Raw genomic sequence first — 22,611 nt, 5'->3', positions numbered from 1 at the left:
GGTCACGTCGGCAACAAGTTTGCTCGCTTTGCTGTCTTCGCCCGTGATGCTATCGAGGTCTTGGAGGAACGACTTGAGCTCTGCGATTTCGTCACGGAGGCGGTCGGCTCTCGTGTCGAAGGCCTCTGGCTCGAACAGCGAACCTTCGACATCTACGTTGTCGTCGTCGGTGAGCAGCTCGGCGAGGTTCTTGCCGTTCTCCAACACACTCAGGCGACGGCGAAGAGACCGTTTGATCGCTTCGAACGAGGAGGTCAGTCGGCGGCGATAGACGGTCATGATGAACCCGAGCGCCTGATTTCCAGCCTCGGCCATGTAAGCGTTGTAGTGGCGGCGGATGTACCCACCATCTGTCGGCTCAACGTCGGGGCGGGCGGGCACGGATCTCAGCAACCACTCCGGCTCGCTCGTCTCCGTGCGTCCGCCGACGGTTGCCAGTAGCCGGATATCGGGGTGCGGGCTAGAATAGTGGGGTTGGAACGTGCTGCCGGGACGACCCGGGCAGCGACGAGTATGAGCCGGGACGACCCTGCAGAACAGGCCGTCCCCGTGCCACACGCCTCCACCCTGCGAGCCATTCTTACCCCGTCGGTGATCTTCCGGATCATGCTCGGCTGGGCCGCATTCGCATCCCTCCTCCTTGCCCAGCCGCTCCTTAGCGGGCACCTGCCCACCCCAGTGCTGTTCCTGGTGCTCGCCGCGATCGTGGCCGTCATCATCGTCTGCGCCGGCGGCGTCGTCACCCAGGCCGAACACCTCGCACACCGCCTCGGCGACCCCTACGGCACCCTCGTGCTGACACTGTCGATCGTGCTCATCGAGGTCATCCTCATCTCCGCGGTCATGCTCGGCCCCGGCGAGCACGCCACCATCGCCCGCGACTCCGTCATGGCCGCGACCATGATCGTGCTCACCCTCGTCATCGGCGCCGCCCTCCTCATCGGCGGACTCCGCCACGACAACCTACGCGTCAACCCCACTGGGATCTCCGCCTACCTCTCGCTTCTGGTGGTACTTGTCGCCGTCGCGTTCGCGTTCCCCGCGGTCATCGGCCCCGGCGGGGCGTACACGCCGGGACAGGCGATCCCGATCCTGATCCTCACGATCCTGCTCTACGGGTTCTTCCTCTACCGACAGACCGGAGCACAGAACACCGACTTCCAGGAAGTCACCACCCCGACGCCCTATACCGGCGAGACGAAGCCACGGCCCGCCGTCACCCCCCCCACGGTCGTGCTGCGTGAGCACCAGCCGAGGTGATCGCGCGAGTGCTCGTGCTGCTGGCCACGGTGATCCCGATCGTGCTGCTCTCCCACGACATGGCCGTCTTCCTCGACGACGGCCTGGACCGGCTCGGCGCCCCGATCGCGCTCTCGGGCATCCTCATCGCGATGATCGTGTTCCTCCCCGAAGCGATCACCAACGTCCGCGCCGCCTGGATGGGTGAAGCGCAACGGGTGACGAACCTCGCCCACGGAGCACTCGTGTCCTGCGTGGGGCTGACCCTGCCGGTGGTGCTCGCGATCGGCTTGTTCACCGGGCAGACCGTGATCCTCGCCGAAAGCCCGGTGAATCTGCTCCTGCTCGGGGTGAGCCTGCTGCTGAGCCTGACCACTTTCAGCTCGAAACGCATGACCGCGCTCCACGGAGCAGCCCACCTGTTCGTGTTCGTGCTCTACGGCCTCAGCATCTTCGCTTAGCCGACGATCGGGCCTGTTCTCGGAGTTCTACGTGGGCGTCGTCAGGTCGGGGTGTTCGAGGGTGTCGACGTAGCAGGTGGTGCCCTCGATACTCAACCCGAACAAGTCGGTGAGGCGACGCGGGTCCCCACCGGTCGCGCGGACCTCGGCGGCGGTAGCGTGCGCACCTGCCCGGTATGAGCCTGCACCTACGCCACACCCTCGGCACCCCGACCACTGTCGGAACGGCCAGCCGATGAACCTCACCGGCCCGCGCCGATCCGGCCCGGGCGACGACGAAACGACGGCTCCTGTCGAGTTGCCGCACGTCCTCGTCACCGTCGCAGAAGACGGCACCCTCACCGCGACAGTCGATGGAACACCGTTCGCGTCGCCGGACGGGAGCGCTTGGACGCGGGCGACGTTCGGGCCGCTCATGGACGCCATCACCAAGGACCGCACCATCGCGGTCCGGGTCGAGGTGCGCGAGAACGATGGCAGCGTCTTCACCGACATCCTCCGCACCCGCAAGCCACGACGCGCCGTGGCACCGTCCCAGAACCCTGTGCCGGAGACTCGCCGGAGTCGTCACGCCCGACGGGTGCCGCGCTTGGCTGAGATCACGGCTCACGGGTTCGTGCCTGGCGAGGATGTCGCCGTCGCGACGATCGCCTCCCACACCGACGCCACCGGAACCGGCGAAGCGCGGACGCTCATCGACCTCGACGACCTACCCGACGGCACACACGAGGTGATCCTGTTCGGGCGCATCTCGGGCACGCTCGCGGTGCGGCGGCTGACATGAACCAGCGGCAAGCCGGAGGCATGGGCGACGAACTCACCAATGCCGCCCTCATTGGGCTGATCGGCATGTTCGGGATCGCCCTCGTTCTCCGCGCCGGTGGCAGTGTCGCCGCGTTCCTCACCGGCACACCCCAGCCAGACGCCGGCGCAGCGGCGGGACTCGCCGTGCTGTTCAACCCCGGCGACCCGGCAACCGCGCTCGGTGCCGACGGTCTCAACCCGGTCGCCTACTGGCTCGTCAGCGCGGCACTGCTCGGCGGACTCGCCACCGGGATCGTCTGGGTGTGGATCGTGCTACGCCGCCACACGCGGAAGACCGAGACCGACCCGCACCGACTCGCCGGGATCGCGACAAGCCACGAGGTCAAGACCGCAGCATCCGCGAAAGCGTTACTTCACCGCGCCGCCACCCTGCGACCCTCCTTGCAGACACCAGCACCACAGGACGTCGGCTACCTCCTCGGTGCCAGCCGTGGCACGAAGGTCTGGGCATCGGTCGAAGACTCGATCCTGCTGATCGGCCCACCCCGCTCAGGCAAGGGCCTGCACGTCGTCATCAACACGATCCTCGACGCACCCGGCGCGGTCGTCACCACCAGCACGAGACCCGACAACCTCACCGCGACCCTCCGCGCACGACGCCGCAAGGGCGGACCGGTCGCCGTGTTCGACCCCCAACACCTCGCCGAAGGCATCCCCGCCGGGCTCCGATGGTCACCCATTCGCGGCTGCGACGATCCGCTGACCGCGATGATCCGCGCCAACGGCCTCGCCGCCGCGACCGGGCTGTCCGCCGGAGGAGTCGAGTCCGGCGGGTTCTGGGAGGGCAAGACCCGCACCGCACTCCAGAGCCTGCTGCACGCCGCCGCTCGACGGCCGCTCGCCCGTTGAGCTGTTCCGGTGGACTCTTGATCCCAGCGCGGCGTCGGAGGCCGTCGCGATCCTCAACTCGCACCCGAACGCGGCGATGGGCTGGGACGACTCCCTGGCCGCGATGATCGACGCCGACCCCAAGACCCGCGACAGCATCTGGCAAGGCGTCTCCCTCGCCCTCGCCGCACTGGCCGACCCGCGCGTGCTCGATGCCGTCACGCCAGGCCCGCACGAACATTTCGACCCCGAGACCTTCCTCACCGAGCAAGGCACCCTCTACCTCCTCGCCACCGGTGCCGGAGCAGGAGCCTCCGCATCGCTGGTCGCAGCGTTCGTCGAAGACCTCATCGAAATGGCCCGCCGACTCGCCGCCCGCTCACCCGGAGCACGGCTCGACCCGCCACTGCTCCTCGCGCTCGACGAGATCGGCAATCTCGCCCCGCTGCCGTCACTGCCGACCCTCATGGCCGAAGGCGGCGGCACCGGGATCACAACGATGCCGGTCTTGCAGTCCCTCGCCCAAGCCCGCGACAGGTGGAGCGAACACCAGGCCGGCGCGATCTGGGACGCCAGCATCGTCAAGATCATCCTCGGCGGCGCATCCAACAGCCGAGACCTCCAAGACCTCTCCACTCTCATAGGCGAGCGTGACGAGTACACCGACAGCGTGACCCTCGGCGACCACGGCACCCGCTCGAATCAGCGCTCGATCCGCCGCGTCCCGATCCTGCCGCCAGACCGTATCCGCACCCTGCCATTCGGTACGGGCATCATGATGCTGCGCTCTGCGCCGCCCATCGTCACCGACCTGCGCGCTTGGCCGACCCGCTCCGACGCCGCGCAACTCCGCAGCGACCGCGACGAACTCGAAGCGCTGCTGCGCCACCGCCCCTCAGCCTGACGGCGCTTGGGAATCGGGGTGCACCTGCCTGACAGAGCGACCCACACGCAGTTGGTCGCCCGAGTCAGGAGGAGGCCATCATGGCCATTCACACGCAGGAATCGCTGTCAGGCTTCATCGCCTCGGAGCCGTTGCTCACCGAGACGGCCAAGGGAGACGCCAGGTTCTTCGCCCGTATCGGCAAGGAGCACTTCCGCCGCGAGGACGACGGATCGTTCACGCAGACCGAGACGACCTACCACCACCTGGTGATGTTCGGGCGTTCCGCTGAGCATGCGCACGCGAACTTCGCGCAGGGCGACAACTTCGTCGCCGAGGGCTACACGCGGCCGGTCAGCTACGAGCGCAACGGTCAGGCGATCGAGGGCGAGGAGTTCGTCGCTAAGAAGATCGGCCATGACGCCGCGCGAACCCGCTACGAGGTGGACCGCACGCCGCGCAATGGAGTCGGCCGGGACGCAGCGGCGTACGACCCGACGCAGCGAGCAGCGACCGCGGCGCACGCCCCGGTCAGCATGTGAGTTCGGGAGCCACAGCACCATGAACGATCAGCATGAGATGGATGAGCCGGACGTCTTCGACGGACCGCCCCGCGTCACGAACGCAGACATGCCCGAGCCGCCTCACCCCGTGAACTGGAACCTGCTGACAGCGCACGAGCTGGAGCAGGAATGGCTCGCGCTGAACCGGTGGGTTGACTGGCTGCGACGCACCTACGGCCTCACCGTCGCGGTGGTGCCGCCGTTCTGGCACCACCACCCGGAGATGGTCTGGGAGCTGTCGGCGCTGCACCTGCACTGGCTCGCGGCCTACGACCCCGAGCAGAACGGCTCTGCGCCACTCGGCTGGCACCGCGACTTCGCCGACGCCCGAGAACGGCTTCGCTATTGGGTCACCGCCTGCGGCACTCGTGGCGACCGTGACCGCCCGACCCGGCAAGCGGCTTGGCCCGGTGAGGACCCGGCACCCACGATCCACGACTTCACCTTCACCGACCGGGACACCGAGTTCATCGAGTTCGTCATCACGCAAGTCCGCAAGCGCCAAGAGGCCGAAGACGAGTTCTACGCCAACCTGGCCGACGACGAGGGTCCGTAGACCGATGAGCCGCTATGCCAAGAAGACCGACCGTCGCCCGTACGAGGAGCGGTCGTTCTCCGTCCGGGCCGTCCACCGCGAACGCGCCGACCTGCACAAGCTCGCCGAGGTTCTCATCCGGCTGACGTTGCAGGAGACCGGCGAGAGCCGCGCGGTCCGCGCGGCCGTGCGGGTGCCCGACACCTACCGGGCGGCACCGGATGGCCTGGCCGCCTCTGAAGCCGCCCGGTAGAATGAACCGTGCAAGCCTCGCGATGGGGTGTTGTGGCCTAAACCTCGCCGCCCGGCGGGCAACACGCACCGAGACCATCGGGTCTCGCCCCACAGTCATCACCGGCTGCTCTCACGATCAACACCCCTCCCACCAACAGTGGGAGCGCGAGGGTCGAACCGCGTGAGAGGGAGCCCCCGATGACCACCATTGCCGACGATCCGGCTGCCAGCCTCATCGACCCGCCCAAGACAATGGCCGCCGCCGTGTCCTACCTGCGGGTCTCGACCCGCGAGCAGGCAGAGAAGGGCGGCACGGACGAGGGCTTCTCGATCCCGGCCCAACGCGAAGCGACCCGGCGCAAGGCCGAGCAGCTCGGCGCCGGCATCGTCGAGGAGTTCGTCGACGCGGGAGCCTCGGCCAAGTCGTCCGACCGGCCCGAGCTGATGCGGATGATCCAGTACGTCAAGGCCAACAAGGTCGCGTACTGCATCGTTCACAAGGTCGACCGGCTCGCCAGGAACCGCGCCGACGACGTGAGCATCCACCTCGCGCTCCAACAGTGCGGGGTCATGCTCGTGTCCGCGTCGGAGAACATCGACGAGACACCCTCGGGGATGCTGCTGCACGGCATCATGTCCACCATCGCCGAGTTCTACTCCCGCAACCTCGCCACCGAGGTCGCCAAGGGTATGACCCAGAAGGCCATTGGCGGCGGCACGAACGGGCGCGCGCCCATCGGGTACCTGAACGTCCGCAAGCGCGATGAGCTCGGGCGCGAAGTCCGCACCATCGAACTCGATCCGGAGCGGGCACCGATGATCGAGTGGGCGTTCAAGGCGTACGCGTCGGGCAACTGGAGTGTCAGCCAGCTGCACGACGAGCTCACCTCGCGCGGGCTGCGCAGCCTGCCCACGCCGAAGCGGCCGGCGAAACCGCTGGCTGTGTCCACCATCCATCGGCTCCTGACAAACCCGTACTACAAGGGCGATGTCATCTATCGAGGCACCCGCTACAAGGGCAACCACCCAGCGCTCGTGCCTGCCGAGGTCTGGTATCAGGTCCAGTCCGTGCTCACCGCGCACCAGTGCGCCGTCGAGGCAACCCAAGTCCACGGCCACTACCTCAAAGGCACCATCCACTGCGGCCAGTGCGGCTCCCGGCTCATCGTGTCCAACGCGAAGAACCGTCACGGGAACGTGTACTGCTACTTCGTGTGCTCCGGTCGGCACTCCAAGCGCACCGACTGCACGCGCCAGGCGATGCTCATAGAGGACGTCGAAAAGCTCGTCGAGGATTACTACACCCGCGTCCAGATCACGCCCGCCCAGCAGGACGCGCTCGCGGGGATGCTCCACCACGAGTTCGACCGGCTCATGGCCGCCGAAACCGAGGAACTGGAACGCCTCACCACCAACCGCGACCGGCTCGAAGGCGAGCAGGACCGCCTCATGCAGGCGCACTACGCAGACGCGATCCCGCTCTCCGTGCTCAAGCGCGAGCAGGACCGCATCGTCGCCGAGCTAGACCAGGTGACCCGTCGCATCGACGCCCATTTCGGTGACTACGCAGACGCCCGCTCCCACCTCGACGACGCGCTCGGCTTGCTCGCCGACTGCGCCGACATCTACCGCAGGTGCGACGACACCAACCGGCGCCTGTGCAACCAGGCGTTCTTCACCAAGGTCTTCATCGACGAGGACGACGAGCTGCGCGTCGAGCACAACCGGCCCTTCGAGATGCTCCTCGATCCGCAGGTCAACGCCAACGCTCTGACCTGGGCCGCAGACGTGAACAAGGCCCGAACCTCGACCAACGTTTCCGTTGGCAAGGGTTCGAGCCTTGTGCGTAGGGTGGACGTGAAGGGACTCGAAAAAGAATCCGCGGCGTGTCGCGCTCTGCGTGTCTTTCACGTCCCCACCTGAGTAAAGCCCGTTTGACCTGCATTTATACCTCAGAGAAGTGGACGACACGGGAGGGCAGAAGTGGGCACTGGTAGCCTCTCATCCGACACGTATCCGACACGACAGGGCCGGAGGGGCACATGGGCAAGCGGTCGTTCGGTCAGATCACCCGACTGCCGAGCAAGCGGTACCGGGCTCGTTACACCGGGCCGGACACCGTGCTCCACAACGCCCCGAGCACCTTCGACACCCGGATGGACGCCGAGGCCTGGCTCACCGACGAACGACGACTCATCAGCGCGGGCACCTGGACGCCGCCTGCGTCAAGACTGCGCGCCGCCGAGCTGGCCGAGCTGGAGCGTCGACGCAGCGTCTTCGCCCCCTACGCCCGGGGATGGCTGGCCGGCCGCCACGACCTGAGGGCCACGACACGCGCCAGCTACCGGACGGCCATAGAGCGCCATCTCGTGCCCGCCTTCGGTGGCACCCCCCTGACGGAGATCTCGGCGAGCCTGATCCGTTCGTGGTTCCAGTCCTACGGCGAGCGGACCCCGACCGCGCGCGCCCACGCTTACCAGGTCCTAGGCGCCGTGATGGCGCAGGCGGAGCAGGACGAGCTGATCATGCGCAACCCCTGCCGCATCAAGGCCGGAGGGCGCACCACGGTCGCACGAGAGCCCGAGGTGCTCACCCTGGCGGAGCTGCTGGCCCTGGCTGACGCCATGCCACCCCAGCATCGTGCCCTGACGCTGCTGTGCGGACTGTGCGGGCTGCGCTTCGGCGAGGCCGTTGCCCTGCGCCGACGAGACGTCGACCTGGAGTCAGGCGTGGTGTCCGTCGCGAGGACCGCCGTCCGTGCCGGAGGGGCCAAGACCACGAACGCCCCGAAGACCCCTGCCGGCAAGCGTGAGGTGGCCATGCCGGCACTGGTGGTGGACGCGCTGCGGGATCACCTGGCGGCGCATCCCGTCCGGGGCCGTGAAGCGCTCGTCTTCCCGGGCCGGGACGGTGAGTTGCTCGCCCCCTCGGCGCTGTACGGGCGCGAGGAACGCGTCGAGCACCGCGGCGGGAAGGACTACAGGAAGCGTGCCTACGGCTTCTATGCCGCCCGGGAGGTCGTCGGCAAGCCGGAACTTCACTGGCACGACCTACGTAGGACTGCCGCCACATTGGGGGCGCAGTCGGGGGCAACCGTGCGGGAGATGCAGCACCGACTCGGGCACACCACGCCGACGATGGCGCTGCGCTACCAGGCGGCGACCGCCGAACGCGACCGCGCCATCGCCGATAGGCTGCAGGCTCAGATCGACCGGCTACGAGCCGCCGGCACCGTGACGCCACTGCGTCACGTCAAGGCCGAATAGCCGTCCGAACGGGAACCAGCAGCTGATCGATCTGCTCCGACTCTCATCACACGGACCCCCGCGCACCGACATGGACTGCGCGTCAACCATCACCGTCAGCCCAGCCGACCTGATCGCCTCCCTCCGCGACCGCCAGACGCGCGCCTTCCCCTCGCGCCGCCCCAGCCGCGACGTCACGACATGAGCCCGCAGCCGACCTGAGCGTCGAGCCGAAGACGAAGAACACACCTACTGCACTCGGCTCGCGGGTGAGACCCAGGCGTGCGCTCGTCCGCTTTAGGGGTGGAAATGATGACGATGCACAAGCTCTCGGCCGGGTCCGGGTACACCTACCTGACACGTCAGGTCGCCGTGCACGATTCCACGGAGAAGCGGCAGGCCGGGCTGGCGTCCTACTACGAGGAGAAGGGCGAGGCGCCCGGGCGGTGGCTGGGCACCGGCCTGGGCAGCCTCGACTTGAACGTCGGGGACGTGGTCACCGAGGAGCAGATGAAGCTGTTGTTCGGGGAGGGCCGCCACCCACGCTCCGGCGAGCGCGAGGCGGCCGAGCGTGGCTGGGGCGCGTTGGGGCGAGCGTTCCCGACCTTCGGCGCCACGTCTCTGCGGCAGGTGACGGCCCGCGCGTTCAGCGAGCACAACACCTCCCGCGGGCTGGCGTGGAACGCCCCCATCCCGGCGCAGGAGCGGGCGCGGATCCGCACCCAGGTCGCCCGGGAGGCGTTCGAGCAGCGGCACGGCCGTGCCCCCGTCGACGAGGCCGAGCTCACGAAGTTTATCGTCAAGGCGTCGCGGCCGGCGCAGGTGCCGGTGGCGGGGTTCGACCTGACGTTCTCGCCGGTGAAGTCGGTCTCGGCGCTGTGGGCCCTCGCCCCGGCCGACGTCGCGGCACAGGTGGAGGCCGCGCACCAGGATGCGGTCCGCGCGACGCTGGCGATGCTTGAGCGCGAGGTGGCGTTCACCCGGGTCGGTAAGGGCGGCATCCGCCAGGTTCCTGTCACCGGGCTGGTGGCGGCGGCTTTCGACCATCGCGACTCCCGCACCGGGGATCCGGACCTGCACACCCACGTGGTCGTCTCAAACAAGGTCCAGTCCCTGCCGGAGGAGGGCGGGCGGTGGTTGACCCTGGACGGGCGGATGCTGTTCAAGGCGAAGGTGATGGCCTCCGAGCATTACAACACGCACCTGGAGGCCGGCCTCGTCGACCGGCTCGGGGTCTCCTTCGTCGACCGCCCCTCACCGGAGGGCAAGCGGACGGTGCGGGAGATCGACGGCATCGACCCGGCCCTGCTCAGTGCCTGGTCGTCGAGGCGGCAGGCGATCCAGGTCCGGCAGCGCGAGCTCGCCGCCACCTTCCGGGCCGACCACGGCCGGACCCCCACGACCGTCGAGTCATTGGCCCTGGCGCAGCAGGCGAACCTGGAGACCCGGCCCGGCAAGCACGAACCCCGCTCCGAGGCCGAGCAGCGCGTCACCTGGCGGCAGCAGGCGAACGCCGCACTTGCCACCGCAGGACGAAGCCCGGAGGAGGTCGTCGAGAGCGCGGTGGGGGCGGGGTGGAGACGCACCCGGGAGCGTGGTGGAGACGAGCCCATTGCCGCAGGTCAGCGGGTGGAGACGCAGCAGGGGCGCCTCTGCCCGGGGCGGGGTGGGGGCGTGCGCCCCCAAGTGCTCGCCGCCCGAGTCCTGTCGGTGCTGGAGGGGTCGCGGGCGACGTGGCAGGTGTGGCACGTGCGCGCAGAGACGCTGCGCCAGCTCCGCACCGCCCAGGTGCCCCTGGACAGGCTCGAGGAGCACGCCCATGAGGTCGAGAAGTGGGTGCTGCAGGGCTTCTCAGTACCGGTCGGTGTGCCGCCGAAGCTGGGCGAGCCGGAGGTTCTGCGCCGCCCGGACGGACAGTCCGCCCACATCGTGCACGGCAGCCAGGCCTACACCTCCCGCGCGATCCTGGCCGCCGAGGACGAGCTACTCACCCTGGGGCTGCGCCGCGACGGCCGCCAGGCCGACCCGAACGTGGTCGAGACCGTCCTGGCCGCCCAGTCTGCGGACGGTCCGAGCCTGGACCGTTCGCAGACGGCGATGGTCCGCACCCTGGCCACGAGCGGGTGCCGGGTTCAGGTCGCCCTGGCCCCGGCCGGCGCCGGCAAGACCGCCGCGCTGCGCGTGCTCGCCCGGGCCTGGGAGGCCTCCGGCGGGACCGTCCTCGGGCTGGCGCCCACCGCGGTCGCAGCCGACGAGCTCGGCCGCGCCACCGGCATCCCCGCCGACACCCTCGCCAAGCACCTCCACCAGACCACCAACTCCCGGGCAGGGGCGTCAACCGACGCTCGGCCACCGACCACCGTCGGCGGAGCAGTCGGCCCCCGAACCTTGGTGCTGATCGACGAGGCGGGCATGGCGGGCACCCGCGACCTGGCGGCCGTGGTCCGGCACGTCGTCGACGCCGGCGGCAGCGTCCGCCTCGTCGGGGACGACCAGCAGCTGTCGGCCGTGGCCGCCGGCGGGATCTTCCGCGACCTGGCCGAGCAGGGCCACGCGCACGGCACCACCGCCACGCTGACCGAGCTGCACCGGTTCACCGATCCCGTCGAGGGCGCGGCCACCCTCGGCGTCCGCGACGGTGACCCCGCCGCCCTGGACCACTACCTCGACTACGACCGCGTCCACACCGGAGACACCGGGGACGTGATGGAGGCGGCGTTCGCCGCCTGGAAGGCCGACCAGCGCGCTGGGTTGTCCAGCCTGCTGCTGGCAGCCACCCGGGAGACCGTCCGTGACCTCAACCAGCGCGCCCGCCAGGACCGCCTCGACAACACGGGACAGCCGCCCGGACGTGAGGTGGCCCTGGCTGACGGCACCCGCGCCAGTGCCGGCGACACCGTGATCACCCGCCGCAACGACCGCACGCTGCGGACCGGCAACGGGTCCTGGGTCAAGAACGGTGACCGATGGCGTCTCCTCGCCTTCCATCCCGACGGCACCATGACGGTCGAACGTTACCGCGGCGGCAGTCAGTGCACGCGGCCTCACGTCACCCTGCCGGCCGGGTACGTGTCCGAGCACGTCCAGCTGGGGTACGCCAGCACCATCCACGGCGCCCAGGGCGCCACCGTCGACACCACCCACACCGTCCTCACCGGAACCGAGAGCCGTCAGGGCCTGTACGTCGCCCTTTCGCGCGGCCGGCAGGCCAACCACCTCTACCTGGCCACGCCCACCCCCTCGCTGGACAGTGTCGGCCCCGAGGTCCCGGTCACGAACATGGAGCCGCGACAGGTGCTCACCGACATCCTCGCCCGCGACGGCCGCACACAGTCGGCCAAGACCGTCGAGCACGGTGACGCCACCCTCCTGCTGCGCCAGGCGGTGCTGGCCTATCAGGACGCCCTACCCGTCTTGGCCCAGCACCACCTCGGACACGAACGGATGGCGGCGTTGGACGACGCGCTAGAGAAGTGGATGCCCGGTCTCACGGGGCAACCGGCCTACCCGCACCTGCGGGGCCAGCTCGCGCTGCACTGGGTCGACGGGACCCCGCCCCGCCCCGTGATCGAGCAGGCCACCTGGTACCGCGGCACGCAGTCCCTCACCAAGGCCGACGACCCCGCCGCCGCCCTCACCTGGCGCATCGCAGGCGCCACCCCACCCGCGCACCGGGATGCGCCACTGCCGTGGCTGCCCGACATCCCACCCGCCCTACGACACCAGCCAGGCACGAGCGCCTACCTCGACCGGCTCACCCAGCGGATCGACCACCTCAAGCAGCGCGTCGCCGACGAAGCCCAGCGGGCGGGTGCGTCCGACCGGGTGCCCTGGCAGCGAACCCTGCCCCCGGACGTCGACGGCCAGCTCATCGGCGACCTCGCCGTCTGGCGCGCCGCCCACGACATCCCACCCACCGAGCCGAGCCCGACAGGTCCGCCCATCAAGGAACCCCAGGCAGCCAGGCACCAGACTCGGCTCATCCACCGGCTGGCGGTGCCGTCACCGGTCGCCTCCACGCCCACCGCAAACGCCGCGCGCGACGGGCTCCAAGCCAGTCAGCGACGAGCCGAGCGTCAACGACACCATGACGGCGCTACCAGGCCCCCGTCTGGTCCTTCGCTGTGACCAACGTCAGTCACACGAGAGAGGCGGAAGTGCGTGGTCGATACATCGCTGTACCGCCGATGAGCGCGCACCCATCAGGGATATGTGGGTGATCGGGGCGCGCGGAGGTGCGTACATCGCGACTTCGCCGTTTGAGGATGTCGGAATGACCCTCCTCGCTATCCGGATGATGGCTCGGCATTGGCAAGTGCATCATTCCCTCAAGCCTTGCGCAAGGGCACGGCATCCTTGACAACACCGGGACCACCCCCCCATGATGGGGAAAATCCCACACCTGAGGAGACGACGAAGATGAGGCGGTCTTGTGCGCGGAGCGTGCTGACACTGACGCTGGTTGGAGCACTCGCCGTCGGAGGTGCGGTCACGGTGCACGCCGATACATGGGGCTTTGGACAAAGATCGTGCCCGAACAGCAATGTCTATACCGCTGGATACGACAAGGGGTCGGCCAAGAAAGAACACTGGGGTCACATGATTACGACGTCAAAGACATTTCCGTACAGTTCGACATACCGCAACAACGCATTCCAAGATGTCGATCGTGTGTGGATCTCTGGAGGGCAGGCATACGCGAGCATTGACGTCTACTCTGTCTATGCTGGCTGCCTCTAAACTTTCCACTGGCGCTGCCGCTCTCTGCGCCTTCACGTTGCTCCTGTCTGGCTGCTCAGGCCTGAGCACCGAACGGGCGGATGCCCGCTGGGAGGCCGACCGGTCACCAGTTCGTGACCAGGACCGTGGGGCTCACACCCAGCATCCAGCTACTAGGGGTGCACCTGAGTCCGATGCAGGATTTCTTGAGCAGTACCGCAGCGGCCTAGCCGAGCTCCACGGGCTGAGCGAGCCGCCTGTCGTCGCGGTGATCCGCAGGGTCGCCCCAGCGGAGCAGTCAGACTTGGTAGCGACGTGCATGGAGGACCGAGGCTGGCCCGTCGAGGTTGACCCGGACGGCGGGGTCATGGCTTCTGTCCCTGATCATCAGATGCCCGCGCTGAACGAGTCGTGGTATGTGTGCTGGGCTTCCTACCCGCCGCTCGCGCAATACCTTCGGCCACTGGACGACGATCAACTTGGACGACTGTATGACTACTACGTAGACGATCTCACTCCCTGCCTACAGGCGGAGGGGTATCTCATCGAACCACCTTCTCGGGCGGTGTGGCTTCATGACGCCAGCACGAGCGATCGGCACTGGATGCCGTACTTCGATGTGGACGGGACGCCGACCAACGACGTCTTCCAGCGGTGTCCCGCGTCCCCCGGGGACGACCTTCTCTTCAGCGGTGATGAGTAGACGTACTCCCCCGTTCAAGGCTTTTGTCGAGTATCGAGGGTCCAGCTCCATGCCACGGGGTGCCAGCCTTGGCCTCGCGGCGGGTACCCTCGCGGCCCAGTTGACCAGGCCCCGGTAGCCCCAACATCGGCTCACTGCCGGTGGGGTTGCCCTCTGGGCGCCGTCACGCAACCTCAGCAGACCAGCCGCTAATCGGTTGCTGTTGTTCGCGTGCTGGGTTGGTCACACTGATCAACCAACTACTGACCTACTCCTCAACATGACCTGATCCTAGGGGCACGCCACGCTCCAGCTGAAGGACACATGAATCATCCGCTACTGCTTGTTATGCACGTGATCTTCCGGGAGATTGGTCAAGTCCGGTGGAGTGGTGTACGACCGTGATCCCTGGGTGGGGTTGATCAGGCCGTCAGTGCGGGGATGGTAGCAGCGGTTTCCTCCTGTCCGGTGGTGGTGGGTGCCAGGGAGTGTCGGCAGCGGGTAAGGACATCGATGCCGATGTAACGGCGCTGCTCGGCCCAGGCGTCGTGCTGCTCGGCCAGGACGGCGCCGACGAGGCGGATGATTGCCTCACGGTGCGGGAAGATGCCCACGACGTCGGTCCGCCGCCGGATCTCGCGGTTGAGGCGCTCCTGGGGGTTGTTCGACCAGATCTGGCGCCACACCTCCTTGGGGAAGGCGGTGAACGCCAGAATGTCGGCACGGGCATCCTCGAGATGCTCAGCGACCGCGGGCAGCTTGCCGGCCAGGGTGTCCAACACCCGGTCGAACTGGGCCTGCACAGCTGGCGCGTCGGGCTGGTCGTACACGCTGTGCAGCAGCGCCTTGACCCACGGCCAGGACGACTTGGGCGTGGCGGCCATGAGGTTGGCTGCGTAGTGGGTGCGGCACCGCTGCCACGCGGTCCCGGGCAGGGTCGCGCCGATGGCCTCGACCAGGCCGGCGTGGGCGTCGGAGGTGACCAGTCCGACCGGCCCGGCCGCGGTGAGGCCGCGGGCGACGAGGTCGCGCAAGAAGCCCAGCCAGGAGGCCGTGGTCTCCCCGGTGGCGACCTGGATGCCCAGGATCTCCCGGTAGCCCTCGGCGTTGACGCCGGTGGCCACCAGCGCGGACACCTTGACCACGCGCCCGCCCTCACGCACCTTGAGCACGAGCGCGTCGACGGCCACGAACGTGTACGGGCCGGCGTCCAGGGGCCGGGTGCGGAAGGACTCCACGTGCTCGTCGAGCTCGGCCGCCATCACCGACACCTGCGACTTGGACAGGCCGGTGATGCCCAGCGCGGTGACCAGCTTGTCCATCCGCCGGGTGGAGACCCCGAGCAGGTAGCAGGTCGCGACCACCGTGGTCAGCGCGGCCTCGGCCCGCTTACGACGCTCGAGCAGCCACTCGGGGAAGAAGGATCCCTCGCGCAGCTTGGGGATCGCCACGTCCAGGGTGCCCACACGCGTGTCCAGGTCGCGGTGCCGGTACCCGTTACGCCGGTTGGTCCGCTCGGTGCTGCGGGTGCCGTAGTCGGCGCCGCAGACCGCGTCGGCCTGCCCCGAGAGCAGCGTGTTGATGAAGGACTGCAGCAGGTGCCGCATCAGGTCCGGGCTCGCCTGCGCGAGCTGCTCGTGCAGGAAGACCTCAGGATCGATACTGGGAGAGCGGTCATCGTGATGCTCCGTTCGAGAGTGCTGTGGAAGGTTCACTCGAAGGATCACGCGGTGACCGCGCCTACATCAGCAGGACACACTCACCACCGTGGTCGTCGTACACCACTCTGGTGGACTCCACTGGCTCCAAGATCTGCCCGTCCGGGAGGGGCCCTCATCAGGGGGATACGACCAACTCGGATACGCAGAGTCTCCAGTCCTGGTCTGCGTAAGCCCGCGACCCGCGGACCGGGCTTTCCGAACGCAATTCTTGCACCGGGTTATTCGCGGGCGACGCCAGGACGGGTAGCCTCGAGACGCCCAGTCCAACTGATCCTGGTGGGCAGCGGAGGTCAGGCGTTCGCCCTGTACACGTCGGCCATGGTCGGTTCAGGGCAGGCTTCCCGCGCGGAGAGGTCTCCCGAGGCATCGGTCGCCTCGTGGGCGAACCACGGAGGTTGGATATCGGTGCCACCTTCGTACATCGCGAGGTACAAACTAATAAAGATCTCACGACTGCTTGGATCGGTCACCGGGTATCCCCCCGCCAACAAGCATTCCCTCGCCTGGAGCTGAAGATCATAAAGGGTGCCGAGCTCCTCCCGCGTCATCGGATCGCCACCCGGGACTGGCCCGCCTCGGCTTCGCACGCCTGGATGGCCTCTCGAAAGCAGCCCGCTGCTCCGGAGGCGGGTCCCAAATGTCGAGCCCGTCCCCAGCCATCTGCGCCCTAAATCCTGCCTCCCGCAGGCATTCGCCCTTGGTCTGAAGCCAGGCCCGCTGTAGATCCTCCAGATTACGTGGCCGGGCGGCCGGAGCGCTCGGCGCGGCTCCGTGCGCGGGTGACGTAGCGGGCGCCGGTGCGGAAGCAGTGTCTGCACTGCTCACCTCAGTGGAGCGGACAGGGGCGTTCGCGCCAGCTTCCCCCGAACCTTCTGGACCAGCAAGACAAGCTCCCAGAAGCAGTGGGAGAGCGGCAGCACCCAATATCGCCGTTCTCAGTTTCACTGGCGATCACGGATTGCGGCAGATGCCACGCGTGTTGCTGGAGTCGAGATTCGCCGGCGTCGTCACATGCCAGTAACCGCCATTGTACGTTCCGTACACATATCGCGTCTGATACTGCGTGCCGTTGACAAACTCTCTATAGAAGTTCTGTCCCGGGCCTTTCACCTGGGTAGTCCCCGAGGTCCGGGCCTGCACCCAGGGGTCTGACGGCTGTATGCAGTCGATCCGATAGAGGTACCCATCCTTCTGCGCAGCGAATGCTGGAATAGCTAAACCTACGACAAGTAATCCCCCCAGAAGTGATCCTACGATCTTCCGCCCTGTCCCTGCATGATGCCTCCCTAGTCCAGGTGACGGTTGCCCACGATGGCAGCGTCAGAGCGCGACACTATGGGATGGGAACGCGCGGGTCAACCCTGGCCCCGGCTCGGGGTGGGGGGTGCGCCTGGCCCGTCGTGTGTGTCGCTCCAGGTTTCGCTCCGCCCGCCGAGGCATCCGCTCTTGCCCGATCGGTGCCTATCCGTAGTGGTAGCGGCAAGCGGCGACTCGGATCTCGGCCCGGCGATCTTGTACACGAGTCGGTGCTCGTCGGTGATGCGGCGCGACCAGTAGCCGGCAAAGTCGTGCTTGAGCGCCTCAGGCTTGCCGATCCCCTCGTTGCCGTTGCGCTGGACGTCCTTCAGAAGCAGGTTGATGCGTTTGAGCACCTTGCGGTCCTGCGCCTGCCACCAAAGGTAGTCCTCCCAGGCGTTCTCGTCCCAGACCAGCAGCACTCGGTCAGTCCGTCTCGACCAGCTCGCGCAACTGCCCCCGGCCAGCCTCCAGCCGCTCCATGGCGTCCAGCAGCCGACGCGCGTTGGTGGGTGAGCGCATCAGATAGGCCGTCTCGCGCAGCGACTCGTAGTCCGCCAGGGAGACGATGACGACCGGCTCGTGGCCCGCGCGCGTGATGACGACCTCTTCACGGTCGTTGGTGACCCCGTCCAGCACTTCTGCGTAACGAGCTCGCGACTCGGTGTAGCTCATAGTCTTCATGCATGACCTCCTGTACAGAGAACTGTACGCTCCCCCGTGCGGTCTGGCAAGAGGCCATGATCCACGCCGTCACTGACAACGCCCTCCGCGTGAGCACCTCGGCGCTCCAGCGGCGAGAGCCAGGTGATGGTCCCTACGCTCCCGAATTGGCTTGTTGGTGTCGAGTGCAAGGCAGGCAACTGCCCCCCTGGTGCCACACGCCGGAACTGGCCTCAGGGCTGCGGTGGCCTCGCGCTGGCCACGGGCCGCGCCGCGCGCGGGCCCTTCTGGGCGGGTCCAGCCCGAGCCGGGCGGCCGTCCTCTTCGGCGGCGACACGCTGCTCGCCGGCGAACGGTGACGTCGGAAAGGGTCACTCTTGGGGATAGAGAAGCTCGTCTGGCGGAACGTAAGTGCAGTTGGTCATGATGTCCTGTAAATCCTTGACGAGCGTCGTCTGATCCAGGGCATTCTCGAAAAAGAACGGATTTCCGCCGCCAGCCCGTTCGCTGCGGTAGACCTCCCAACTCGGCGGCTCCGGGACCGGGTGCCCCAGGTCCACCATGCAGGGGAAGATCTCGTCCACGTGCCAATCGTAGTAGACCCTCAACTGCTGCTCCGTCAGCGGTTCGCGGTACTGCGCCGCCATGGGATATCGGCCCATACAGGTGTACTCGGCACGCACGGCGGCATCCTCCTGCGAGACGTGGTAACCGAAGTTGTAACCACCCGAGGGGGTCAACTCAGCCTGGAATCCGAACTCAGCAAGGCACTCCACCATGGTGGCGTCAACATCCGCCGGGGTGACCGCCCGCTCGGGGGTGACCTCTGGCGGATCTCCAGGCCCATCGACTCGGCGATCGCGGCCATGTCCGTGTGGTAGCTGGACGGAACCCCTTCTGGGAGGTCCGCAGTGGCCGCAGTAGCCGACACCCCCGCAGATTCCGACTCGATGGCGACGGGAGACTCCGACGGCTGTCGACCGCGCTAACCCCAGCCCCAGAACAGGCCCCCAGCGCCACTGCTACCGTCAAGGACGTAGCCACCGCGTGGACAAGGGCGGAACATCACAGAATCAGTCGCAGCGGTTGCTCCAGTTGACATAGTTCGATCCGATGACCACCGCGTGGAAGCATTGCGGAAGGGGGACGACGAAGAGTGGATGGAGGGCGCGGTAAAGGTGCTGTACGTACGCACCTCACCTCTCGTGCTGGTATACTATGGGTCTGATACGAAGGGGCGGTTTCCGAAGTCGATGTGCTGCTGTAGGCGCCAACCGTCGTGCCGAGGGGCAGTACACGGTGGGACCCGTCTTAATGTCTGCTAGAGCTGGCAGAGGGATCGAGATGCCGAGGGCCACGGCAGCGGCGGCCGCGACGATGGCGTTCCTCGTCTGGCGATACCTCTTCATGGTGTTCTCCTCATTGAGCCCGAGATATTGAAGGACCGTTTCGTGACCGTATCCGACGACTGCTCGCCGGGTCAAGGGGCCTCTGCACAATCCAGGTGTAATCAGGGTCGAAATCCGCCGGCCTCGAGGAGGGCGCGGGAGAGGTAGTTGGTGGGTTGCGAAAGCGCAGAGAACCTGGGCGCTTAATCACCGCCATGGAAGCCATCGAGTCCCACGAGCCACCACAGTGAGCGAGCACCTCACCGCCGCCGCCCGACGCCGCCAGACCTCGTTCATGAGGCGCCCTCTGGTTGCCGTCCCTACTCTCGTGAATCACGGCCCCCTCCCCCGGGCGGCAACCATACCCTCCGATCTAGGTGGGACCATGGTGCGACGAGCGTGTCAGCGCCGTCTCGCCGGGGTGAGTAGGGTGGCGTTCATGTCCGTACTGGGGCGGCCCATGCTTGTCGTGGCCTCGAGCCTGTTCCTGGGGGCTTGCTCTCAGCCCACCCAACCGGTGACGGCAGAGCCCCTGGCCGACTCGACGAGTGCTTCCAGCACTCAGCATGGTGGAGCTGACAAGGCGCGCCTGGCTTCGGATCTTGGGCTTACCGAACCACCCGAAGTTGCCCCGGTGCGGCATATCACCCCTCGCGAGTCGCAGGAGGTGTACACGGGGTGCCTGCAGGACGCCGGTTGGAGCGAGTCAGGACCGGACGAGGGCATCGAGATTCCTGCGGGCCAGCAGGAGTCATTCAACCTGGCCTACTACGTCTGCTTGCAGCAGTACCCCGTCGAGGAGAAGTACACCCAGCCGTTGACCACCGAGCGTCTCGGTCCTGTACGACTGGTGGGTCCAGCACACGGTGCCGTGCTTCGAGCAGCAGGGGTGGGACGTCGGCGAGATACCCACGCGTGAGGCGTTTCTCGCCAACCCGCAATGGCTACCGACCGAGCGGGTTGCCGAGCAGGCCGGGGCAGACGTCAAGGCTGGACGCATCGCGACCATGGACGAAGCGCTGTACGGCGTCTGTGCCGGACCGCCGGATGAGGTGCTCTACCCCTGAGACCTCGCACCGGGCGACCAGGCAACGTCACGGGAAAGCAACCCGCGTAGTGCAAGGGCGGGGGCGCGATGTCAGCGAATGACCATTTGAAGTGTCTATGCGGACGGAGGACAGCAGATGGCTACTACCACGCCCAGCGTGATGAGGGGAGAGTTGTGGATACTGTCGGCTCTGCTCTTGGCCGGATGTTCCGCCAACGGCGGAGTGGGGGCGTCGGAGGCCTCTGGGACTGAGAATCCCGCCGGGGTGGGAGTGGTGGTCCGACCCGTGTCGCAGGAAGACCTTCCCGCGGCAATTGCGTCCTGCTTGGAGGACGAGGGCTTCCCGTCATCGGGGGTGGCGCCGGACGGGAGTCTGGAGTATGGGCCGTTCACCGAAACCCAAGATGAGGTTTCCTCAGGGTCGATGAGATGTGTAGGGCCCGGTACCCACTCGAGTCCGACTTCGCAAGGGACGCAACGCCCGAGGATTGGCTGGTCGTGTATCGCCATCAACGCGATGTGTGGATACCCTGTATGCAGGAGCAGTTTGGTATTGAGTTGGGTCAAATGCCATCTCAGGAAGCTTTTATGAATAGCCCTCAATGGGTCGATGCGTCAACGTTCCAGGTGCAGCTCCAAGCTGCGGTTGCAGATGATGCGTTAGAGCATATGAATGCTTGGATTGCGAGTTGCCCCGATTTCCCCCCGGCTTTGCTGACGGACTGAGGTGCCGCAACTCCGTGGCGTCGCCGATGCACGGCTGCCCAGGCTCAGCCGTCAGTCTCCGTAGAGCACATCGTGTGGAGGCATGGGCGGGCAGGCGTCCAGGAAGTCCTGGTACGACTCCCAGCGGCCCGTCCGGGTAGCGTCCTGCACCACCTGCGGCTCCAGCTGCGCGAGCTCCTCCCACGTGCCGTTCCGCTCCAGGAACCGCTCAGGGGTCGGTGGCTCCGGCACGTCGTAACCCAGGCCACGGATGCAGGGGACCATGACCTCCACCTGATGGTCGTACACCAGCTCCAGCTGCTCCCTCGACAGGGACTCGCGATACCGGTGGGCCACTGGGTACTTGGCCTGGCAGACGTACAGAGCAGTGTTCAACCCGAGCAGCTGCCCGTCCGGGGTGGTCCAGCTCATCGGACCTCCGCCCTGGTCCGGCGGAAAGCCCTGCTCGGTCATGCACTCCGCAGTCACCTCTTTGGACTCCTCGGGACTGATCTCCCGCACCACGTCCACCTGGGGCAGACCCTCCGGGCCCAGGCCGAACTGGACGGCGAGGCGTTCCAGCTCCTCATCATGGGTGATGGGAGCGACCTCTGGACTGACCCCTTGGGGGCCCGTTCCCGAACTCGGCGCGCACCCACTCAGCACCAGGGAAAGCCCTACCGTTGCCAACGGCCAACGAACTCTCGCCACGTTCGAGAGCGCGGTGTCATCAGTGCTCGTCACCCGGTGGTCGGTCTGACCCACCGTGTCTGAGGGAATGTGTCTCCCAGAAATTTGCACTGGACCCCCTTCTCGCGCGACTGCTTCCGAGTCGCCACGCCGCTCGTCAGACGGTACAGCGACCTCGAGGAACTATCCAGACCTGTGGGTGACTTCATTCATTCATCCGTGTGAGATGAGCTCGGCCCCGTCGCCAGGCGGTGAGATCTCGGCACGCTTCCGGCTGAGGCCTCGGGCCAGTCCTTGGAACGGCCGTGTCCAAGCGGGCCGAGCAGTCAGCCCCCTGTGCGGTGATGCGGTCCATGTCGGGCACCCACGACTCGACGTGGTGCACGGCTTCGGTGGCGGGCTTGCTCATCCTGCCTCAGATCGGGCGCGGCCGCTGCGTGCGACGAGTCTGCTCTTCTCGTAGACCGCACCGGCGCGGAAGCGGTCGCGGGGTGCGGCCGTTGACCGCGCGCCGGCGTCGTTGGGCGGACTCGCTGAGCTCGAACGCCATCGCAATCCCCGCGGCGCGTGAGCCCGGACCCGGCGGAGGCGGGAGTGCCGACTCGACAGCGACCCGTGGGAGGGCCCGTCTCCGGTCCTCATCCGACACGTATCCGACACGCTCGCGGCACACCCGCGACACAAAGAAGGCCCCTCGCCTGCGTCTCCGCAGGCCAGGGGCCTCGTGACTGAGGAACAGTCGGGTGGACGTGAAGGGACTCGAACCCCTGACCTCTCGCGTGTGAAGCGAACGCTCTAACCAACTGAGCTACACGTCCGGATCGCGCCTGGCGCGGCTACCGATCTTACGCGGCCCCGTGGGCAGAACATAATTCCGCCCTCGGCG

Annotated in this window: 15 protein-coding genes, 1 tRNA gene and 2 pseudogenes; 11 read left to right on the top strand and 7 right to left on the bottom strand. The window is 67.3% G+C overall.

Going from position 1 to position 22,611, the window contains the following annotated elements; translation table 11 throughout:
- Positions 1-513: 513 nt before the first annotated feature.
- From E3Z34_RS19770 to mobF, 10 genes and pseudogenes are all read left to right on the top strand, one after another.
- Entirely contained in the window at positions 514-1,260 is a 747-nt protein-coding gene (locus tag E3Z34_RS19770) for a calcium:cation antiporter (protein ID WP_338043697.1), read from the top strand.
- A gap of 8 nt (positions 1,261-1,268) precedes the next feature.
- Positions 1,269-1,700: a calcium:cation antiporter gene (locus tag E3Z34_RS19765; protein WP_338043696.1), complete on the top strand. Its 432-nt coding sequence runs from the start codon at positions 1,269-1,271 to the stop codon at positions 1,698-1,700.
- 235 nt (positions 1,701-1,935) lie between these two features.
- Positions 1,936-2,484, top strand: coding sequence for a hypothetical protein (locus E3Z34_RS08835; RefSeq protein ID WP_134773294.1), 549 nt, complete (start codon positions 1,936-1,938; stop codon positions 2,482-2,484).
- Positions 2,481-4,257: pseudogene (locus E3Z34_RS08830) on the top strand (type IV secretory system conjugative DNA transfer family protein). The gene E3Z34_RS08835 and the pseudogene E3Z34_RS08830 overlap by 4 nt, the downstream one beginning before the upstream one ends.
- 80 nt (positions 4,258-4,337) lie before the next feature.
- Positions 4,338-4,778, top strand: coding sequence for a single-stranded DNA-binding protein (locus E3Z34_RS08825; protein WP_134773293.1), 441 nt, complete (start codon positions 4,338-4,340; stop codon positions 4,776-4,778).
- Positions 4,779-4,815: 37 nt separating this feature from the next.
- On the top strand, positions 4,816-5,355 hold the full coding sequence (locus E3Z34_RS08820) for a hypothetical protein (RefSeq protein ID WP_134774830.1): 540 nt from the start codon (positions 4,816-4,818) through the stop codon (positions 5,353-5,355).
- 4 nt (positions 5,356-5,359) lie between these two features.
- Positions 5,360-5,587 (top strand): hypothetical protein, encoded by a 228-nt coding sequence (locus E3Z34_RS08815; RefSeq protein WP_134773292.1) that lies wholly within the window; start codon positions 5,360-5,362, stop codon positions 5,585-5,587.
- 179 nt (positions 5,588-5,766) lie between these two features.
- Complete coding sequence (locus E3Z34_RS08810; RefSeq protein WP_158288650.1) at positions 5,767-7,491, top strand: recombinase family protein; 1,725 nt, start codon at positions 5,767-5,769, stop codon at positions 7,489-7,491.
- 119 nt (positions 7,492-7,610) lie between these two features.
- A complete protein-coding gene (locus E3Z34_RS08805) occupies positions 7,611-8,834 on the top strand; it encodes a tyrosine-type recombinase/integrase (protein ID WP_134773291.1) in 1,224 nt (407 codons plus the stop codon).
- A 291-nt stretch (positions 8,835-9,125) separates the two neighbouring features.
- Positions 9,126-12,941, top strand: coding sequence for a MobF family relaxase (gene mobF / locus E3Z34_RS08800; RefSeq protein WP_158288649.1), 3,816 nt, complete (start codon positions 9,126-9,128; stop codon positions 12,939-12,941).
- A gap of 1,695 nt (positions 12,942-14,636) precedes the next feature.
- Here mobF and E3Z34_RS08795 read toward each other — a convergent pair.
- The 5 genes and pseudogenes from E3Z34_RS08795 to E3Z34_RS08775 form a co-directional block, all read right to left on the bottom strand.
- On the bottom strand, positions 14,637-15,875 hold the full coding sequence (locus E3Z34_RS08795; protein ID WP_134774828.1) for an IS256 family transposase: 1,239 nt from the start codon (positions 15,873-15,875) through the stop codon (positions 14,637-14,639).
- Positions 15,876-16,225: 350 nt separating this feature from the next.
- Complete coding sequence (locus E3Z34_RS08790; RefSeq protein WP_134773289.1) at positions 16,226-16,483, bottom strand: hypothetical protein; 258 nt, start codon at positions 16,481-16,483, stop codon at positions 16,226-16,228.
- 913 nt (positions 16,484-17,396) lie between these two features.
- A pseudogene (locus tag E3Z34_RS08785) lies at positions 17,397-17,653 on the bottom strand (Txe/YoeB family addiction module toxin).
- A gap of 4 nt (positions 17,654-17,657) precedes the next feature.
- Positions 17,658-17,915, bottom strand: coding sequence for a type II toxin-antitoxin system Phd/YefM family antitoxin (locus E3Z34_RS08780; RefSeq protein WP_134773288.1), 258 nt, complete (start codon positions 17,913-17,915; stop codon positions 17,658-17,660).
- Between the two features lie 350 nt (positions 17,916-18,265).
- Complete coding sequence (locus E3Z34_RS08775; protein ID WP_134773287.1) at positions 18,266-18,673, bottom strand: hypothetical protein; 408 nt, start codon at positions 18,671-18,673, stop codon at positions 18,266-18,268.
- A gap of 1,475 nt (positions 18,674-20,148) precedes the next feature.
- On the opposite strand from E3Z34_RS08775, the gene E3Z34_RS08770 reads away from it, so the two are divergent.
- Positions 20,149-20,349, top strand: coding sequence for a hypothetical protein (locus E3Z34_RS08770; RefSeq protein ID WP_134773286.1), 201 nt, complete (start codon positions 20,149-20,151; stop codon positions 20,347-20,349).
- Between the two features lie 758 nt (positions 20,350-21,107).
- On the opposite strand, the gene E3Z34_RS08765 is transcribed toward E3Z34_RS08770, so the two are convergent.
- Together E3Z34_RS08765 and E3Z34_RS08755 are read right to left on the bottom strand one after the other, a co-directional pair.
- Positions 21,108-21,467, bottom strand: a complete 360-nt coding sequence (locus E3Z34_RS08765; protein WP_134773285.1) for a hypothetical protein — start codon at positions 21,465-21,467, stop codon at positions 21,108-21,110.
- 1,002 nt (positions 21,468-22,469) lie between these two features.
- Positions 22,470-22,543, bottom strand: a tRNA-Val gene (locus E3Z34_RS08755).
- Positions 22,544-22,611: the final 68 nt, after the last annotated feature.

Source organism: Ornithinimicrobium flavum (assembly GCF_004526345.1).
GTDB lineage: Bacteria > Actinomycetota > Actinomycetes > Actinomycetales > Dermatophilaceae > Ornithinicoccus > Ornithinicoccus flavus.
This window is presented reverse-complemented; position numbering and strand designations above follow the sequence as displayed.

What these genes read in the sequence shown, in the direction of transcription:
- E3Z34_RS08775 (WP_134773287.1), bottom strand. Translation starts at nt 18,673, where the DNA reads ATGGTGGAGTGCCTTGCTGAGTTCGGATTCCAGGCTGAGTTGACCCCC.
- E3Z34_RS08780 (WP_134773288.1), bottom strand. Translation starts at nt 17,915, where the DNA reads ATGAAGACTATGAGCTACACCGAGTCGCGAGCTCGTTACGCAGAAGTG.
- E3Z34_RS08805 (WP_134773291.1), top strand. Translation starts at nt 7,611, where the DNA reads ATGGGCAAGCGGTCGTTCGGTCAGATCACCCGACTGCCGAGCAAGCGG.
- E3Z34_RS08765 (WP_134773285.1), bottom strand. Translation starts at nt 21,467, where the DNA reads ATGAGCTGGACCACCCCGGACGGGCAGCTGCTCGGGTTGAACACTGCT.
- E3Z34_RS08835 (WP_134773294.1), top strand. Translation starts at nt 1,936, where the DNA reads ATGAACCTCACCGGCCCGCGCCGATCCGGCCCGGGCGACGACGAAACG.
- E3Z34_RS08825 (WP_134773293.1), top strand. Translation starts at nt 4,338, where the DNA reads ATGGCCATTCACACGCAGGAATCGCTGTCAGGCTTCATCGCCTCGGAG.
- mobF (WP_158288649.1), top strand. Translation starts at nt 9,126, where the DNA reads ATGACGATGCACAAGCTCTCGGCCGGGTCCGGGTACACCTACCTGACA.
- E3Z34_RS19770 (WP_338043697.1), top strand. Translation starts at nt 514, where the DNA reads ATGAGCCGGGACGACCCTGCAGAACAGGCCGTCCCCGTGCCACACGCC.
- E3Z34_RS08820 (WP_134774830.1), top strand. Translation starts at nt 4,816, where the DNA reads ATGGATGAGCCGGACGTCTTCGACGGACCGCCCCGCGTCACGAACGCA.
- E3Z34_RS08810 (WP_158288650.1), top strand. Translation starts at nt 5,767, where the DNA reads ATGACCACCATTGCCGACGATCCGGCTGCCAGCCTCATCGACCCGCCC.
- E3Z34_RS08790 (WP_134773289.1), bottom strand. Translation starts at nt 16,483, where the DNA reads ATGACGCGGGAGGAGCTCGGCACCCTTTATGATCTTCAGCTCCAGGCG.
- E3Z34_RS08815 (WP_134773292.1), top strand. Translation starts at nt 5,360, where the DNA reads ATGAGCCGCTATGCCAAGAAGACCGACCGTCGCCCGTACGAGGAGCGG.